The sequence below is a fragment of the Calditerrivibrio sp. genome, assembly GCA_026415135.1.
In the GTDB taxonomy this organism is placed as follows: Bacteria; Chrysiogenota; Deferribacteres; order Deferribacterales; family Calditerrivibrionaceae; genus Calditerrivibrio.
The window spans coordinates 23,854-41,752 of sequence record JAOAHS010000011.1 but is presented as its reverse complement, the minus strand read 5'-3'; the positions used below and the strand labels follow the sequence as shown (position 1 = coordinate 41,752).

Here is a 17,899-nt window from a genome sequence, read left to right as displayed (position 1 = left end):
TTCGATCTTAGACAGTAATAGACATGTTTTGCAAACGTAACATGTTGTGAATAAATAATACCTCAGTCAATATACAGGAACAAAAGGACAGAAGGACAGGATGTTTTATCCTGTCCATTATGACTATCTGCCCATCATCATAGCTTCAATATCCTCTTGGACTCCAGATATCGGCTTGATATCAAAGTGTTCCACAAGGATTTTAGCCACATTGGGGGATAAAAATGCAGGGAGTACTGGTCCTAACCTAATCCCTTTGACACCCAAATACAAAAGTGCCAACAAAACACATACAGCTTTTTGTTCATACCAAGCTATATCGTAGGAGATAGGTAGCTTATTAATATCATCGAGTCCCAAAACCTCTTTTAATTTCAGAGCCACGTATGCAAGGGAATAAGAATCATTACACTGACCAGCATCGAGCACCCTCGGAATGCCACCTATATCACCTAAATCCAACATATTATAACGGTATTTTGCACAACCAGCAGTCAATATTACAGTATCCTTTGGCAAATTTTTCGCTACCTCCGTGTAATATTCCCTCTCTTTAAACCTTCCATCGCAACCTGCCATCACAACAAACCTTTTTATAGCACCTGAACGTACCGCATCTAAAACCTTATCTGCAAGAGCCATCACCTGATCATGGGCAAAACCTATGGTGATATATTTACCCACCTTGGCCTTTACACCACCACACTCTTTAGCCTTAGCTATCACCTCACTAAAGTCCTTCATCCCTCCGTTAGTAGCATTTGGTATATGTTTTATGCCGGGCCAACCCACCAGACCTGTGGTGAAAACCCTATCTTTGTAGCTCTCTTTGGGTGGTACAATACAGTTAGTTGTAAAGAGTATCGCACCGTTGAACTCATCAAACTCCTCCCTTTGATTAAACCAAGCTGTCCCATAATTACCTTTGAGATGTTTATACTTTTTAAACTCTGGGTACGCATGAGCAGGCAGCATCTCTCCGTGGGTATAAATATTTACACCAGAATGTTCCGTCTGTTTAAGTAGCTCCTCCAGATCCAAAAGATCATGTCCAGATACAAGAATTGCAGGCCCATCAACCAGACCAGTATAAACCTTCGTTATCTCAGGCTTGCCATATTTGGTAGTATTTGCTCTATCCAACAACTCCATAGTTTTTACTGCAATCTCACCAGCCTTGAGCACTAGCCCTATTAGCTCTTCGACACTAATATCTTTTCTTAATGTCTCAACGAGTGCATCTTCAGTAAACCTAAAAATCTCTTCAGATTTGAACTTTAATACATAGGCATGGTCAGCATAAGCTGCAATACCTTTAACCCCATAAATCAAAAGCTCCTTTAACGATCTTATATCCTCATGCTCTTCACTCAGAATAGAAGCTGCTGCTGCTTTAGCCAGATAATCATCTTCCGTACCGAGTGGTTTCCAATTTGCAACATCATAAGGAGTATGGGGATTTATCCCCTTACTAACAGCCATCTCACGAACCATATCCCTTAGCTTGATCGCTTTATTGTTATAATCCACAAACCTCTCAGCATCAAAATTAACATTTGTAATTGTAGCAAAAAGCCCTTCGAGTAAAAACAGATCAGCCTCTTCCAGAAATACACCTACTTCTCTTCCCTTTTTAGTCCAATAAGCAAGACCTTTTAGGTTATACACCAACATATCCTGCAATGCAGCCACCTTATCATCTTTGCCACATACACCTTTTACAGTACATCCAACACCTTTTGCCGCCTCTGAACATTGATAACAAAACATACTCATAACAGTTCCTCCTTTTTATCGTTTTTTATACATCTAATAATACTTTTTTAATCTTAAAAGTATTTGACTTAGATCAAAAAGCATTATATTTTTCCCCATGAACTTACAAAATGCCATAAATATCTTCTGTAATGCTTTTTTAGGGGGTTATGATCCTGATCTCTGTAAAATGCTTGAATCAGCCTCAAATCTCGTACACAAATCTAAAGGGGAGTTATTCTTTGTAGAAGGTGAAGAGGGGACCAATGTTTACTTTTTGATATCAGGTCTTGTTAAACTCTATAAGACCAATGATGAGGGTAAAGAAGCGATAATTCATTTTGTCAAAAGCGGTGAGATTTTTGCAGAAATCCTTTTTTTTCTAAAAAATAGATACCCTGTGACCTCTCTTGCAATAGAAAACTGTTCTGCACTGGCCATCGATTCCAAAAAAATAGAGCTACTGATAAAAGAACACCCCCACTTTGCAATGAAACTCATAGGTTCCCTGTCCCAAAGGATAAAATATCTAATTAATATGTTAGAAAATTTAACCCTTACAGATCTATCCACACGCTTTCTAAAATATATTCAAAACCTATCTGAGCTTAAAAAGAGTAATGAGATCGTATTACCGATAAAAAAAGGGGATCTCGCCATCCTTCTTGGGGCAACACCCGAAGCTTTTTCAAGAATGCTCAAAAAGCTCAAAGATGAGAAACTAATCACCATAGAAGGTAGAAAAATTACCCTCCTAAAATAATATTAAATCAATATATTTTAATTTTTAAACATTGTTTTTTTCTGGCTGAAATTTCTTGATTTTGCTAAATAAATTCTGTATATTGTCGATAAATACATGAAAAAGATCTTCAGGAGGCTTCCATGGAATTATTCAAAAAACTATATATTTATTTGGAAAGAAAATTTTTCTATACATTAACAAGAAAGCTCGTTGGCAATGTGATGGTATTTGCCTTTTTTCAAGCGATGTCTATTATAGTTTTTTTTGGTTTTGCCAATAGATTACGAGAAAAATTGGATGCCCTCAACCTTCCTCCCGAGAAAATTGCTACTATTTTAAAGGATGTGGACTTAGCATATACCTTCTTTACAATACTTGTTTTTCTGTCAATAGCTGCAGGAATTTTCGTCATACTTTTTTTAAGGCACCTCATCGTAACTCCAGTAAAGCAGCTTGTCTTTTTTTTCAACGATGCCTGCACCGGTGAAGGGGATCTATCCAAAGAATTAAAGACCACCACCTATGACGAATTCAAAACACTTGCTGAAAGCTTTAACTGTTTCTTAGGAAAATTCAGAAACATGATGTCTAAAATTAGGGAAGCCACTATCTTTGTAGCCACAGAAGCTGCAAAGGTAAGAAAAAATCTTGAAGTAACAACAGAAGCTGCAAAAAGGCAAAATGAACTTGCCCACAACATCGTCATAGCCAGTAACGAAAGTAACGTAGCACTTCATGAAATCTCCCACAACACAAATAACATATCAGATGCCACCAATAAAAACCTGATATTTGCACGACACTCGAAAGAGCAGATGGAGGCTATCATCCACAGTGTGGATCAGATAAACCAAAAGATATCGAATTTTGTATCAACCACCAATATGTTAGCTGAAAATTCCCAAAAGATCATGGAGGTAATAAACCTTATCTCCGACATTTCTGATCAAACCAACCTTTTGGCCCTCAACGCAGCCATAGAAGCAGCAAGAGCAGGGGAACATGGCAGAGGCTTTGCTGTTGTTGCCGATGAAGTAAGAAAATTAGCTGAAAAAGTAAAGAATGCTGCACAAGATATAAATAATAGTATAAAGATCATGATAAAAAATGTAAATGAAACCAAAGAGGAAACTGAAGCCATATATGAAAACGTAATTAACACTAAAAATGTGGTCGATGATACCTCAAGCAAATTCAATCTTTTCATAAAAGATTTCGAAAAGATAGGTGAACAGCTCATATCTATGGCCTCAGCCATAGAGGAGCTTTCCTCCACAAACAGTAATATCAATTCAAGCATTCAAGAAGTAAGCCACCTCAGCGAAGAGACATTGAAAAACGCTAAGAACTCCACAGAATATTCACTAATCCTATCAGAACAGACCCAGAATATGCAGGAACTTGTAACAAGATTTAAAACCGGATCTGGTATGTTTGAAACTATTTTAGCTAAGGTTGAATCAGCAAAATCTGAGATTGAAAATGCCATAAAAAAGATCGCCGATAGAGGCATAAACATCTTTGATAAAAACTACAAAAAGATTCCAGACACAAACCCCCAAAAATATAAAACAGATTACGATAAATATTTTGAAACAGAAGTACAATTTATCTATGATAGGCTAATGTCAGAACTTCCTGGATCGATCTTTGCTCTTGCTGTGGATACAAACGGTTATGCCCCAACCCATTGTAGTAAGTATTCCAAAAAACCGACTGGCGATTACCATACAGATCTCTTCAATAGCAGAGACAAACGTATGTTCAACGATGCAACAGGCCTTAAAGCAGCCAGAAACGAAAAGAAATTTCTCCTTCAGGTCTATCTAAGGGATACCGGTGAAATCATTGCAGACCTATCCATGCCCATATACATACATGGCAAACATTGGGGTGCTTTAAGAGTAGGTCTTACCCCGGAGATGTTTTTAGATACCAAACAGTAAAAGGAGGTTTTCATGAAACTTTGCAGATTCCTTTCTGGGAAAGAAGAAAAAAAAGGTCTTGTTCAAAATGATGTAATTAAGGAGATCATAGGTTCTTTTTTTACTGGATACACAATAACTGACAAAGAATATAAAATATCTGAAGTAAACCTTTTGCCACCTATATTACCTTCAAAAGTCGTCTGTGTAGGTCGAAACTATGCAGAACATGCCAAAGAATTGGGTAATGAAGTCCCTGAGGAGCCCCTGATCTTTTTAAAACCATCCACCGCTATTATAGGACCCGAGGAGACTATTGTTTATCCAAACTCTTCCAAAGAGGTTCACTTCGAGGCTGAGTTAGGTGTAGTGATAGGTAAAAAATGCAAAGCAGTAACCCCTGAACAGGCAAAAGAGTATATTTTAGGTTATACTTGTGTAAACGATGTGACAGCTAGGGATATTCAAAAAAAGGAAAATAAATTCACAAGAGCCAAATCCTTCGACACCTTCTGCCCCATAGGTCCGGTAATAGAAACAGAACTCGACCCATCAAACCTTAGGGTGTCAAGTAGGTTAAATGGTGTACTAAAACAGAATGGCAATACTAAAGATATGGTTTTTGACCCTTTTCAAATCATAAGCTTTATCAGCAATATAATGACATTGCTTCCAGGTGATATAGTGGCTACAGGTACCCCCTCTGGGGTAGGACCTATGAATGTTGGTGATACAATTGAGGTGGAAATAGAGGGTATAGGTATACTCAGAAACTATGTCAAACAATGAAATCAAATGCCATATTTGTGGTGCCTGCTGTATAGCTTATGAAATCTCCACTCTGAATAAGCCAGCAGGTGAACCGTGCAGGTACCTTCTATCAGACGGCAGGTGTGGTAATTATGAAAATCGTCCAGAGGTATGTAGAGCCTTCAAGCCGGATGAGATATGCGTATTATTATCCACATGTACCCTTGAAGAAAAGATACATGTAATCCATAAGATCTACGGTTTAAAATGAAAAGGATCAGGTATTTGGGTCTTACAGGAGGGATAGCATCTGGTAAAAGCACCGTTGCAAATTTCTTCAAAGAGCTGGGGTGCTTTATCATCGATGCCGATGAGATAAGCAAGATCGTGATGAATAAAACAGGTTCCGCTTACCAAGACATTGTAAATTTTTTTGGGGCATCAATCTTAGACAAGGACCATGAGATAGATAGAAAAAAGCTTAAAGAGCTCGTGTTTAACAACGAACCCCTAAGATTCAAACTCGAATCTATCGTACACCCAAAAATACTTGAATATGAGAAAAAACTCATTTCAGAGTTCAAATCTAAAAACGATAAAGACCTAATCATCACCCAAGCAGCTCTGATAATCGAAAAAGGTACCTATAAAAGGTTTGATGCCGTAATACTAATTTACTCAGATGAACAAACACAGCTTAAGAGAGTTATCCAAAGGGATAACATAGCACCTGATCTTGCAAAAAAAATCATCCAATCCCAGATGAGCTTCGAAGAAAAGGCAAAGTTTGCTGACTTCATAATAGACAACTCTAAGGATTTACTGTATACAAAAGAAGAGGTAAAAAGGGTTTTCAAACTTATACAAAAGATAAACTACGGACTTAAACACCAAAAGACTACAAAATATACCCTACCCCTCTGATAATCTTATTCGAGTGTTTACCTCCACCTCAAGATACCTGGTGTACCAATAGGAGATATTGTGATCTATCCATCTCTTCTCTTCAGGGGTTAAATATTCTGAGAGCATTTTTATCTCATCTTTCATTTCCTTAAGAAGCTGCCTATCATCAACATCAAGCAGTTCATAGATATCTTCCCACTCTATTACTTTTTTCTTCAACTCTAATACCCTCTCTTTCATCACAACTCCTAAAGTTTTTAGGATTATAATAAATAAAATAATTTTTTTTTTCAATACTTTTTATCTATCAAAATATTGCCAGTCATCTCTACTGGGATATCGAGCCCCATTATATGTAGGACTGTAGGGGCAATATCAGCCAATTTCCCATCAAATATCCCCTTTAAGGAGCAGTCGTAGTTATAGATAATAAAAGGCACTAAGTTAGTTGTATGTGCCGTATGGGGCTGATTATTTTTGTAATCCCACATCTCTTCGCTATTGCCATGATCTGCAGTTACAATAAGCACAATATCATTCTTCTTTGCAAACTCAACAACTCTACCCAGCTGTTCATCTACTTTTTTACAGGCTTTTATAGCGGCCTCTTCAACACCGGTATGACCCACCATATCAGGGTTTGCAAAGTTCATCACGGTAAAATGAAATCTATTTTTAGACCATGCATCAACAAATTCATCCACAACCTTTTCCACACTCATCTCTGGCTTTAAATCGTACGTGGGAACATCTTTAGGAGATGGCACGAGGATCCTCGTTTCCCCTTGGAACTCCACTTCTCTACCGCCATTAAAGAAAAATGTTACGTGGGCATATTTCTCCGTCTCAGCAATCCTAAGCTGGGTTAACCCTAAATTGCTTAGGTATTCCCCTAAAGTATTTGTCAACTCTTCAGGGGCAAAAATAAACGGGACATTAAAGGTAGCATCGTACTCCGTCATTGTAATAAAGGGCAGATTATCAAACCTTTTAACCTCAAAAAAATTAAAGCTCTTATCTATAAATGCTCTGGTTAGTTCCCTTGCTCTATCAGCTCTAAAATTGAAGAAAAATATTCCGTCACCATCTTTTATTCCATCAAATGTACCTATGACCTTTGGGATGATAAACTCATCAGTTATGCCTTGACTATAAGAGTATTCACAGGCCTCAATAGGGGAATTGAAATTTTCACCTTCCCCATAAACTATAGCTTTGTAAGCTTTTTCCACCCTTTCCCATCTTTTGTCTCTATCCATTGCATAATATCTACCTATTACCGTTGCTATAGTTCCATAATCTATTTCATTTAAAAACTCTATCAAATCGCCAAGATAACCTCGCCCACTATTTGGTGGAGTATCCCTTCCATCCATGAAAGCATGAATATAACTATTTTTGATGCCAGCCTCTTTTGTAAGCTCTATTAACCCTTTTAAATGATCGATATGGCTATGTACTCCACCATCACTTACCAAGCCAAAGAAATGTATATTTCCATTGTTTTTTTTAACCTGTTCAAAAAAGGTATTTAATGATCCATTTTTATTAATCTCTCTTGTATCAATAGCCTTTTTAATCCTAACAAGATCCTGGTAAACAACTCTTCCTGCACCGATATTCGTATGCCCCACCTCTGAATTACCCATCTGTCCAGCAGGCAACCCAACAAACTCTTCACTGGCATTTATGAGTAACTTGGGGCAGGTGCTCCATAAAGTTAAAAAGTTTTCAGGTTTAGAAAGTAAAACAGCATTGTGATCAGTTTCTTCTCTATACCCCCAACCATCAAGGACTAATAATACCACTTTTCTCATATTCACATCTTTACAAGACCTTTTTTCTCGAGCTCAGATTTACAATCGACACAATATCTCGCAAAGGGCACATACTTCAGACGTTTCTCCTCGATGTCACAACCACATTCTATGCATACCCCGTACGTACCCTCCTCTATCCTTTTAAGTGCCTGTTCCACCAGTGTTAACTTTAAAGCATCAGTCTCAACTCTACCTAACATAATATTTTTGTTATAAAGGTTGTATGCTTCATCTGCAGAATCCTGCCCCTCCTCTGTTCCTATGGACATGGCTTCTGCATATTTCTCTTTAAGCTTTTCTCTTAATTCCTCCCTCATCTTTAACAAAACCTCTTTTTGAGCCTCTAAAAAGTTCTTATCCATAAAATCCTCCTATTTATGGTAGGGGTGATTGTTTATTATAGTAAATGCCCTATAGATCTGCTCCATCAAGACCACAAGGGCAATCCTATGGGCAAATGTCATCTTAGACAGAGATATCAACCTATCACATTTGGAAGTGAAATCTTTTCCAAGCCCATACGCCCCACCTATATAAAATACCACATTTTTACACTTATTCAACATTTCCTTTAACGATTCAGCAAACATCTCCGAAGTCATCATAGCTCCAGAAGGATCTAATCCTACTCTGTAAAACTCCCTGCCTATATCCAACATCTTAACTGTATCTTTATCCTTTAATGTAGTATCTTCTCTAACCCTTAATTCTACTAATTCGAAATTATAAAATAATCTTATCCTTGCCTCATACTCTTCAATTATCCGTTGATAATTGATATCCTTTACTTTTCCAGCTAACACCACTCTGATTTTCATAAAAATTGAAGGTATATATATTATAACCAAACATAAGTCAAGTAAAAAAGAACTCAAATTAAATTTGACAAAAAGCGATTCTCTGTTAAAATTACTATATGAAATATATTTCTTTAAATAAAAAAAGGGTTTTACTACTCAGCGTATTTCTCTTATCTGTTGTTATCATTTTAGTCTTAAGTCAGACTACCTCTAATTCCGACTCCAAGCGCCATTTAGTAGGTGTTTTACTTTTCTCGGAAGAATTTAGAGAAAGTTTTTTAGGTCTTCAAGATGGCTTGAAAAAAACTGGACACAACCATGTGGATTTTGATATCGTTAATATAAATGGTGATCTAAACCTCGTAGAACCAACACTAAAAAGGTTTCACGAAAAAGGTATAAAGATCATCTACTCTACAACCACCCCTCTAACACACAAGATAAAAGAATACAACAGCAAGTTTGATTTTTTTGTTGTTTATAACCAGATTGCTTCCCCTATAGAAAGCAAATTATCCCTTGATAAAAAACTCTCCGGCACAAATTTTGTCGGACCATCAAGAGCTGCTTTTGTAACATATAAAAAAAGGATCCAGATTTTTAAAGATGCTTTTCCAAACATTAAAACGATCATCATTTTCTATGGACTTGAAGAAACTTTTTTGGAAAAACATTTAAATGAGTATACTCCCTTTGCCCAACAATTGGGTTTAGAAGTAATATTATCACCTATCTATAACAAAGAAATCTTTTCAAGATATCATATAGAAGATCCATCATCCACCGGTATCTTCATGGCACCCTCCGCTTTCTCAGTAAGACATTTTGAACAAATCAAAAAATTAGCTGAAAAGTATGCAGTACCGATAATGGCTATTGACACTTATCTTGTAAAAAAAGGTGCAACCATCGCATATTCCCAATCCTTTTATAACGACGGGATTCAGGCATCATATTACCTCGATCTTCTATTAAAGGGGATCAATCCTAAGTATCTGCCTATACAACTACCCAATTATATGGAGCTATACATAAACGAAACTGCTATTTCAAAATTAAAAATGCCTTTTAACAAACTATACTATTCTTATGCTGATAGAGTGATAAAATGATGAAGATAACAACAGATATTTTTAAAAAGCTGCTCTTTTACAGCATAATCCCGCTTCTTTTTATAGCTATTTTATTCATACTTTTAATGCAAAACAATATCTACGAACAGTACAACAATATATCATACAACCAGATTTCACAGGTTAACAAAGATCTAAGAAGTCAGATCGATTTTGCAAAAAGTAGAATACCCCAAAGACTTATCAATACGTTACTCAAATATGGTCACTTACAGGATGATATAAAATATTTTATATTCAAGATAAAAGAACTTTATGATATCTACATAGTAAATAGCGATAATGTTATTTTAGATGGTGAATCAAGGTTCTACTACATTAAAAAAGGGGAAAAGCTCAATATTCCTAATGATAAATTTCAAATAATAGATAACGATATACTCATATACTTCTCCCACCTCTTACCAAATGGTCAGACAGTCATATATCGATACTCCATTAGAAAACTATTTGAAAATATCTATTTTCAAATGGATGGTCAAAATTTTTTTATCGCAGAAATGGATGGTAGAATAATTTTTCATACAAACCCCACCATCTATTTGAAAAATATCTCCATAGCCGAGTTAGAGTTCTTTAAAAACAAAGAGCGTATCGTCTATGGACTTTTCCCTTTCCCGAATGAAAAAGATGAAAAAGATATTAACTATGTGTACTTAGTAAGAGATAACGATCTGATCTTTGGAATAAATATCTCATCTAAAGTGATCAATGCTGATTTAAATAGGATTTATATCCAAGTGGGCTTTATCATAACCATATATCTTATTCTACTATTTTTAATTGCTAAATACCTATCCAGTTATATATCCAAGCCCATAGTAGCTCTTAAAGATTTTTCCAATTCTGCTTCTACATCCGATACAGTTCTTGATATATCAAAATTTCCTGACAATGAACTAAGAACCGTTGCTTTAAATCTTGTAAATTCATTTAATACAATAAAGTCCCTTCGTGATGAACTATATATAACTATCATGAGCATAGGTGATGGTGTAATTGTTACAGATGAAAGTGGCAACATCGAATTATTTAATAAGGCAGCAGAAGCTATCACAGGCTATTCATTTTCTGAGGTAATCGGTAAACATATATCCGAGATCTTTGTAATACACAATGAGGTTACCAATCAACCTGTAGAAAACCCCTTACTAAAAGCTTTACAAAATAGAACCATCATTGAAATCTCCAATAATACAAGCCTTAAAACAAAAAATGGTGATAAACGGATTATATCAGACTCAGCTGCTCCCATAATTGTAGGGGATGAGGTCAAAGGGGGTGTTTTAATCTTCAGGGATGATACCGACAAAGAAAAATTTAAGAAGGAGATGATAAGAAAACAGCAGATTGAAACAATAGGTCTGGTTGCAGGTGGAATAGCACACGATTTTAACAATATACTCTCAGCAATAAATAACTATATGTTAGTGGCAAGATTGACCTTCGATCAAAATCCCCAGATACAGGAGTTTGCTGATCAGATTATTACTCTGTGTGAAAGGGGCAAATTTCTTTCAAACCGTCTACTTGTATTATCTAAAGGGGGAGAACATATCGCCTTACAAGACATCGATATCTACAGCCTCATATCAGAAACTGCCCGATTCGTTTTAAGTGGTACTACCATTTTTTTCAATATTTCAAAATCCCAACAGTACTGTTATGTTAAAGGGGATCAGAACCTCATAGCACAAGTCTTCCACAACCTTTTATTAAACGCGAAACAGGCAATGCCTGAAGGTGGTACCCTTGATGTATCGATCTCTTTAGAACCCCTCTATTCCACCAACATACCATTTGTAAAAATAGTATTAAAGGATAATGGCCCAGGTATCCCACAAAAGTACTTGGATAAAGTGTTTCAACCCTTTTTTACCACAAAAGAAACCGGCAGTGGTCTTGGACTTTATATTACGAAATCGATCATAGAAAAGCACAACGGTCTTATATCAATCGATACTCAAGAGGGTGTAGGTACTACGTTTACCATTTATCTACCTTCAAGCGATAAGTGTCCCACACCCCAATTTGACAAAAATAATATAACAGATGTTACCTTTAACTATAACGTATTGATTATGGATGACGAGTATTTCGTCAGAGACTCTTTGGAGCTTTTATTGATAGCTTTCGGATGTAAAGTTGCAATAGCAGAAAATGGTGATGAGGCTTATGAGCTTTATTTAGATGCATTAAAACATCAGAATAAGTTTGACCTTATTTTCCTTGACATTACAGTTCCTCTTGGGAAAGGTGCAAAATATGCTTTGGAAAAGATTAAGACCATAGACCCAGATGTAAAAGCTGTTGTCATGAGCGGCTATACCGATAGCGATTTAATGGAACATTATCCTGAATATGGTTTTTTTGACTTCTTACCAAAACCTTATGACCAAAAAAGATTAAAGCAGATCTTTTTAAAATTTGGAGGTAAACACTGATGTTTTTCCCAAAATTAAACAACAGCTCATTGTTATTTATTGATATTCAAGAAAAGTTAGTCCCAGCCATGGATAGTCTTATATACCATGAAAAACTGCGCAATATTATCAAGCTTGCCAAAATAGCAAAACTTTTAAATCTCCCCTATTTTATCACCCAACACTATACAAATGGGCTCGGTAATACAGTAAAAGAGATTACCGATATCTTAGGAAATCGATACTTTGAAAAGATCTATTTCTCTGCAGTTAGACAAGAGGGATTTTTCGATTATTTCAACACCGACAATCCTAACGTGATCATCAGCGGTATGGAATCCCATGTCTGTGTACTTCAAACCGCTTTGGATCTATTGGATTCCGATTACAAAGTTTTTATTGTCTCAGATGCCGTACTCTCCACAAAAAAATATAATTGGAAAAATGCCCTGAGATATTTAGAAAACGCAGGCGCTATCATCACAAACACGGAAACTGTTATTTTCCAGCTACTTGAAAAAGGCGGAACAGACGAATTTAAAGAAGCCCTTAGGATTATCAAAGAATAAAAATGCGGGGTATAACCCCGCTGTAATATATCTCTATAACTATTAACGCTTTGAAAACTGGGAATCCCTTCTTGCTTTTGGTTTCCCCATCTTCTTCCTTTCCACCATTCTCGGATCTCGAGTAAGGAAGCCCTGAATCTTCAATGGCTTTCTATTATTTGGATCAAGTTGCACAAGAGCTCTTGCAAGGCCATGCCTTATGGCACCAGCTTGACCGGTTTTCCCACCACCAGCCACTGTCACAAATATATCATACTTACCTGTAGCACCCAATGTTTCAATAGGTTGTAAAACTATCTGCCTTAAAACCGGTCTTTCAAAATAGTCCTCAAGACTTTTTCCGTTTACAGAAATGTTACCAGAACCCTGCTTTATAAAAACCCTTGCTACAGAAGTCTTCCTTCTTCCTGTTCCATAAAAATAGTTTGACATCAACTTCCTCCTTAAATCTCTATCTTGATGGGCTTTTGGGCTGCGTGAGGATGCTCTGCTGAATTATAAACTTTTAGCTTTTTAAGCATATGTCTGCCCAATCTCGTCTTAGGTAGCATCCTTTTTACTGCAAGGTATATAACCTCTTCTGGCTTCTCCTGAAGCATCTTCTCCAAAGTTCTCTCTTTAATACCACCAAAATACCCGGAATGCCAATAGTATTTCTTATCTTTTAGCTTATTACCACTAACCCTAATTTTACTCGCATTGGTTACTATAACAAAGTCCCCTGAGTCTATGAAAGGTGTATAAATAGCCTTTCTTTTGCCCATGAGGATCATAGCTATTTCGGATGCTAACCTGCCTAAAACTTTACCTGTGGCATCTACCTCATACCACTGTTTAGGTGCATTTTCTTTAATCCATGTAGTTTTCATTATCCTACCTCTTTAATTCTAAATTTTATATTATTTAAATACATTTTTTGTCAATATTAAAAACCTTTTCTTCTCTCTTTTAATCTCGTAGCCTTGCCCCTTAGCTTCCTCATATAGTAAAGCTTGGCTCTTCTAACTTTACCACTTCTTTCCACCTCTATACTTTCTATCCGTGGGGAATAAAGGGGAAAAATCCTCTCCACGCCAACATCACCAACTACTTTTCTAACAGTAAATGTAGAGGAGGCACCATTTCTATGAATAGCAATCACAAGCCCTTTATATGGCTGAACCCTCTCTTTGTTACCTTCAACAATTCTAAAATTTACCACCACTGTATCCCCAACTCTAAAAGTTGGTATCTCTTTTGTTTTTACCTCAGCTTCAACAGCTTCGATAAGCTTATTTTTCATAATATATCCTCCTGAAACGATCTATTTATTCTATCCAAATATATAGCCACAGCACTTCTCACCGACAGATGGTTAAAATCACCGGCACCATATATCGGCTCAAATACATAATCTGCAAACTCCAACACATCTTTTGTAAACCCCCAACCTGTCCCAAAAAGGATCAAAATGGGGTTATCTGCTATCTCTTTGAGCTTTTCCAATTTTATAGCCTTCTCCTGATACCTTGCCGTTGTCGCTATAATCGTTGGTCTACTACCCTCTTTTTCCTCTATATCCTTTATAACAGAAGTAAGGCTATCTGTGATTATAGTATATTCAAATGCCTCTTTTCTATTCTCATTATACTCTGCACCATACCCTTTCACCCAGTGCTTTACCACTCTCTGGGCAATCTCCCTCTGAGCAGGCAAAGGATTTACCACATAGTAGTTCTTAGCACCAAAGGTCCTACAGGATCTGGAGATGTCATGTAGATCCATGTTGGTGATCGATGTGGTAACCACATTCCCTTCCTTATCTCTCATGGGATAGTGCATGAGAGCCACATAAATATCGAGTCTTCTCTTCGACCCCCTAGTAAGGGACCACAATATCTGCTCTTCTTCCCTAGAGAAAGATTTTTTAAATATCATATCTGGGCGATTTTGTAAAGTAGTTTTTATAGATTCTGTCAGGCGCCATTTCCTAATCTCTTCATGGTTCCCAGAAATAAGAACATCTGGAACCTTCATCCCCATAAACTCTGCAGGTCTCGTGTAATGGGGGTATTCTAAAAGCCCTGTGGTAAACGATTCCTCATGGGGTGAATTTTCATCTCCCAGCACTTCCGGAATCAGTCTTGCAACCGCATCTATAATCACTGCAGCCGCCAACTCACCGCCTGTGAGAATAAAGTCCCCCACCGAGATCATCTCATCAGCCATAAGCTGTCTAACCCTATCATCAATCCCTTCATATCTACCACATACAAATGTAATATTTTCATAGCTGTTTAAACGCTCTGCTGTCTTCTGGGTAAAACGCTCTCCCCTTGGATCCAAAAAAATCACCCTTGTGTTTGAATATTTTGATTTTATATCCATAAGTGCCTTGTAAATGGGCTCCGGTTTCATAACAAGACCATGTCCACCACCATACTGATAGTCATCCACAGTCTTATGTCTATCTTCGGTATAATCCCTTAAATTGATGGAGTTTACCCTAAATAGACCGGATTCGATCCCTTTAGAGAGAACCCCATATTTAAAAATACTATCCATCATTTCCGGAAAAATAGTGACCACGTTATAGATCTTCATCCACGAGCCCATCTTCATTTATCACTACAACCTTTTGTTCCACATTGATACTGATTACATGATCTTTATTGTTAGATATGAGGTAGAATTTACCATCCCCTGCTTTAATTCGAAACACATCAACACTACCTGACTCTATGTAATCACATAAAATGCCAATTTCAGCCCCCTTTTGGTCAACAACTTTTGCCCCATCTATCTTAAACCAATAGACTTCATCCTCAGCCTCATTCGGCAGCACAGATTCAGGTATTAGAACTTCAAAACCTTTATATTTAGAGGCAGCATCTATATCATTTAACGTCTTTAATTTGACAAGATACATATCTTTCTGAGGTTCGAGATATTCTATTTCATCAGAAAAAAGCACCTTCCGTTCCTTGCCCAACATAAGATAGTCCAATTTATCAATTAGATCTATATTGTCAGTATTCATCACAATCTTCATTTCACCATCAAGCCCATGAGTACCTTTAATATAACCTATCCTGATAAACTTCATCTTTTCGTCAAAAAAGAGCCCTTTCGGGCTCCTGATTTATTCAAGGATTTCAAGAACTACCCTTTTACCCTTTTTGATTCCTGCAGCACCTAAAATTGTTCTAATTGATCTTGCAGTTCTTCCCTGCTTACCTATTACTTTCCCAAGGTCTGCAGGATCCACTCTCAATTCAATAACCGTGGTCTTCTCACCATCAACTTCTCTAACCTGAACCTGATCAGGCTTATCCACAAGAGACTTAACTATGAATTCTACTAACTGTTTCATCTGGCACCTCCATTATCTGTTTTCTCTTATTGTTCTACAAATTTTTTGATTATGCCGGCTTTTGAAAAAAGGCTTCTCACAGTATCTGTAGGGATAGCACCGGTTTTTAGCCACTTTAACGCTTTTTCTTCATCGATCTTTACCTCTGCTGGATCAGGTAAGGGGTTGTAATATCCAACTATATCTACAAAACTACCATCCCTTTTTGCTCTACTATCAGCCACCACGATCCTATAAAAAGGTCTTTTTTTACGCCCCATTCTGAGTAATCTGATCTTTGTAGCCACTTAAACACCTCCTTTTAACGCATTGGTGGGAACATATTCTTGAACATCCTTTTGTCAAGCTTATTCATTCCACCAAATTTATTTTTAAATTTTTTCAACATTTTATTCATCTGATCTAATTGCATAATGAGTTTGTTTACATCGTTTACAGAGGTACCGCTCCCCTTAGCTATACGTTTTTTTCTACTTCCATTGATTATACTTGCCTTTTTTCGCTCCTCCGGTGTCATAGAAAATATGATTGCCTCAATCCTTTTAAACTGTTTCTCATCTATATTCAGATCCGGCATTGCCGAAAAGCCCGGAATAAGTTTCATAATCGATTCGAGGGAACCCATCTTTTTTATCATTCTAAACTGTTGTAAAAGATCGTTGAAGTCAAACCCTGTCTTTCCAACTTTATTAGCCATCTCCCTTGCTTCATCAGCATCGATGGCTTCCTGAGCTTTTTCTACAAGTGTTACCACATCCCCCATCCCCAGGATACGGGATGCCATTCTGTCCGGATGGAAGAGCTCAAAAGCATCCAGCTTTTCCCCCATACCTACAAACTTTATTGGCACACCAGTAACTTCCACTATAGACAGAGCTGCTCCACCTCTGGCATCACCATCAAGCTTTGTAAAAACAACCCCGGTAATACCCAATGCCTCATGGAACTGCTTTGCCACATTAACGGCATCTTGCCCTATCATAGCATCTGCCACAAAAAGGATTTCATCTGGATCCACTGCAATTTTTATTGATTTCAGCTCCTCCATTAGCGCTTCATCGATGTGCAGACGCCCAGCTGTATCTATTACAACAATATCTTTTGCAGATCTCTTAGCCTGTTCGATCGACCTAACAGCAATATCCACCGCATTTTTACTGTTTTTATCTGAAAATACATCCACCTTGAGTTGGTTAGCCAAAACAATCAATTGATCTATGGCTGCAGGTCTATATATATCATCTGCAACCAGCAAGACATCTCTACCATCTTTTTGGAAGTATCTTGCAAGCTTACCTGCTGTAGTGGTCTTACCGGAGCCCTGAAGTCCCACGAGCATTATTACAGTGGGTGGGTTAGGCTTTAGATTTATCTTTGATGTTTTTGCACCTAATATCTCTACAAGTTCATCATGAACAAGCTTTATAAAGACTTGATCAGGTGTAAGAGACTTTAATACTATCTCACCTATGGCTTTTGATTGGACATTCTCTATGAATTTTTTTACAACTTTATAATGGACATCGGCCTCAAGCAGTGCTAACCTAACCTGCTTAATGGCTTCTTTGATATTATCCTCAGTAAGTTTTACTTCTCCACGGAGTTTACGAAATACCCCTTGGAGCTTTTCATTTAGCGCAGCAAACATCTTTCTACCTTATCACCCGCTACTACGTATTTAATTGTGGAGGGTTAATATAGTTAACAACAATAATCTTGTC

21 protein-coding genes are annotated in these 17,899 nt (G+C 37.0%); 8 read left to right on the top strand and 13 right to left on the bottom strand.

Going from position 1 to position 17,899, the window contains the following annotated elements; all coding sequences use genetic code 11:
• Positions 1-123: 123 nt before the first annotated feature.
• The gene (hcp, locus tag N3C60_02660; GenBank protein MCX8083800.1) at positions 124-1,776 is read right to left on the bottom strand and encodes a hydroxylamine reductase; all 1,653 of its coding nucleotides are present in this window, start codon (positions 1,774-1,776) and stop codon (positions 124-126) included.
• A gap of 97 nt (positions 1,777-1,873) precedes the next feature.
• On the opposite strand from hcp, the gene N3C60_02655 reads away from it, so the two are divergent.
• The 5 genes from N3C60_02655 (at position 1,874) to coaE (ending at position 6,099) form a co-directional block, all read left to right on the top strand.
• Entirely contained in the window at positions 1,874-2,518 is a 645-nt protein-coding gene (locus N3C60_02655; GenBank protein MCX8083799.1) for a Crp/Fnr family transcriptional regulator, read from the top strand.
• A gap of 122 nt (positions 2,519-2,640) precedes the next feature.
• On the top strand, positions 2,641-4,446 hold the full coding sequence (locus tag N3C60_02650) for a methyl-accepting chemotaxis protein (protein ID MCX8083798.1): 1,806 nt from the start codon (positions 2,641-2,643) through the stop codon (positions 4,444-4,446).
• 12 nt (positions 4,447-4,458) lie between these two features.
• Positions 4,459-5,214 (top strand): fumarylacetoacetate hydrolase family protein, encoded by a 756-nt coding sequence (locus tag N3C60_02645; GenBank protein ID MCX8083797.1) that lies wholly within the window; start codon positions 4,459-4,461, stop codon positions 5,212-5,214.
• Entirely contained in the window at positions 5,201-5,446 is a 246-nt protein-coding gene (locus N3C60_02640) for a YkgJ family cysteine cluster protein (GenBank protein MCX8083796.1), read from the top strand. The genes N3C60_02645 and N3C60_02640 overlap by 14 nt, the downstream gene beginning before the upstream one ends.
• Complete coding sequence (gene coaE, locus N3C60_02635; protein MCX8083795.1) at positions 5,443-6,099, top strand: dephospho-CoA kinase; 657 nt, start codon at positions 5,443-5,445, stop codon at positions 6,097-6,099. The genes N3C60_02640 and coaE overlap by 4 nt, the downstream gene beginning before the upstream one ends.
• On the opposite strand, the gene N3C60_02630 is transcribed toward coaE, so the two are convergent.
• From N3C60_02630 to N3C60_02615, 4 genes are read right to left on the bottom strand one after another with little or no spacing between them, the layout of a single operon-like run.
• On the bottom strand, positions 6,088-6,321 hold the full coding sequence (locus N3C60_02630; protein ID MCX8083794.1) for a hypothetical protein: 234 nt from the start codon (positions 6,319-6,321) through the stop codon (positions 6,088-6,090). The two genes, coaE and N3C60_02630, sit on opposite strands and share 12 nt — an antisense overlap.
• Before the next feature lie 50 nt (positions 6,322-6,371).
• The gene (gene gpmI, locus N3C60_02625) at positions 6,372-7,898 is read right to left on the bottom strand and encodes a 2,3-bisphosphoglycerate-independent phosphoglycerate mutase (protein MCX8083793.1); all 1,527 of its coding nucleotides are present in this window, start codon (positions 7,896-7,898) and stop codon (positions 6,372-6,374) included.
• A 2-nt stretch (positions 7,899-7,900) separates the two neighbouring features.
• Entirely contained in the window at positions 7,901-8,263 is a 363-nt protein-coding gene (locus tag N3C60_02620) for a TraR/DksA family transcriptional regulator (GenBank protein ID MCX8083792.1), read from the bottom strand.
• 9 nt (positions 8,264-8,272) lie between these two features.
• Complete coding sequence (locus N3C60_02615; protein ID MCX8083791.1) at positions 8,273-8,719, bottom strand: 23S rRNA (pseudouridine(1915)-N(3))-methyltransferase RlmH; 447 nt, start codon at positions 8,717-8,719, stop codon at positions 8,273-8,275.
• A 98-nt stretch (positions 8,720-8,817) separates the two neighbouring features.
• Between N3C60_02615 and N3C60_02610 the strand changes: the two genes are divergently transcribed.
• From N3C60_02610 to N3C60_02600, 3 genes are read left to right on the top strand one after another with little or no spacing between them, the layout of a single operon-like run.
• Positions 8,818-9,813 carry a hypothetical protein gene (locus tag N3C60_02610; GenBank protein ID MCX8083790.1) on the top strand — a complete coding sequence of 332 codons (996 nt, stop codon included), beginning with the start codon at positions 8,818-8,820 and terminating at the stop codon, positions 9,811-9,813.
• Positions 9,810-12,278: an ATP-binding protein gene (locus N3C60_02605; protein MCX8083789.1), complete on the top strand. Its 2,469-nt coding sequence runs from the start codon at positions 9,810-9,812 to the stop codon at positions 12,276-12,278. Before N3C60_02610 ends, N3C60_02605 begins: the two co-directional genes overlap by 4 nt.
• On the top strand, positions 12,278-12,826 hold the full coding sequence (locus tag N3C60_02600; protein MCX8083788.1) for an isochorismatase family protein: 549 nt from the start codon (positions 12,278-12,280) through the stop codon (positions 12,824-12,826). Before N3C60_02605 ends, N3C60_02600 begins: the two co-directional genes overlap by 1 nt.
• A gap of 42 nt (positions 12,827-12,868) precedes the next feature.
• Here the strand turns inward: N3C60_02600 and rpsI are convergent, their stop codons facing one another.
• From rpsI to ffh, 8 genes are read right to left on the bottom strand one after another with little or no spacing between them, the layout of a single operon-like run.
• Positions 12,869-13,258, bottom strand: coding sequence for a 30S ribosomal protein S9 (rpsI, locus tag N3C60_02595; protein MCX8083787.1), 390 nt, complete (start codon positions 13,256-13,258; stop codon positions 12,869-12,871).
• A gap of 11 nt (positions 13,259-13,269) precedes the next feature.
• Positions 13,270-13,695 (bottom strand): 50S ribosomal protein L13, encoded by a 426-nt coding sequence (rplM, locus tag N3C60_02590; GenBank protein MCX8083786.1) that lies wholly within the window; start codon positions 13,693-13,695, stop codon positions 13,270-13,272.
• Between the two features lie 56 nt (positions 13,696-13,751).
• Positions 13,752-14,108 carry a 50S ribosomal protein L19 gene (gene rplS / locus N3C60_02585; protein MCX8083785.1) on the bottom strand — a complete coding sequence of 119 codons (357 nt, stop codon included), beginning with the start codon at positions 14,106-14,108 and terminating at the stop codon, positions 13,752-13,754.
• Complete coding sequence (gene trmD, locus N3C60_02580) at positions 14,105-15,409, bottom strand: tRNA (guanosine(37)-N1)-methyltransferase TrmD (protein ID MCX8083784.1); 1,305 nt, start codon at positions 15,407-15,409, stop codon at positions 14,105-14,107. The genes rplS and trmD overlap by 4 nt, the downstream gene beginning before the upstream one ends.
• The gene (gene rimM / locus N3C60_02575) at positions 15,396-15,911 is read right to left on the bottom strand and encodes a ribosome maturation factor RimM (protein ID MCX8083783.1); all 516 of its coding nucleotides are present in this window, start codon (positions 15,909-15,911) and stop codon (positions 15,396-15,398) included. Before rimM ends, trmD begins: the two co-directional genes overlap by 14 nt.
• Before the next feature lie 36 nt (positions 15,912-15,947).
• Entirely contained in the window at positions 15,948-16,178 is a 231-nt protein-coding gene (locus N3C60_02570; GenBank protein ID MCX8083782.1) for a KH domain-containing protein, read from the bottom strand.
• Between the two features lie 26 nt (positions 16,179-16,204).
• Entirely contained in the window at positions 16,205-16,465 is a 261-nt protein-coding gene (rpsP, locus tag N3C60_02565) for a 30S ribosomal protein S16 (protein MCX8083781.1), read from the bottom strand.
• Positions 16,466-16,479: 14 nt separating this feature from the next.
• A complete protein-coding gene (gene ffh / locus N3C60_02560) occupies positions 16,480-17,826 on the bottom strand; it encodes a signal recognition particle protein (protein ID MCX8083780.1) in 1,347 nt (448 codons plus the stop codon).
• Positions 17,827-17,899 lie beyond the last annotated feature (73 nt).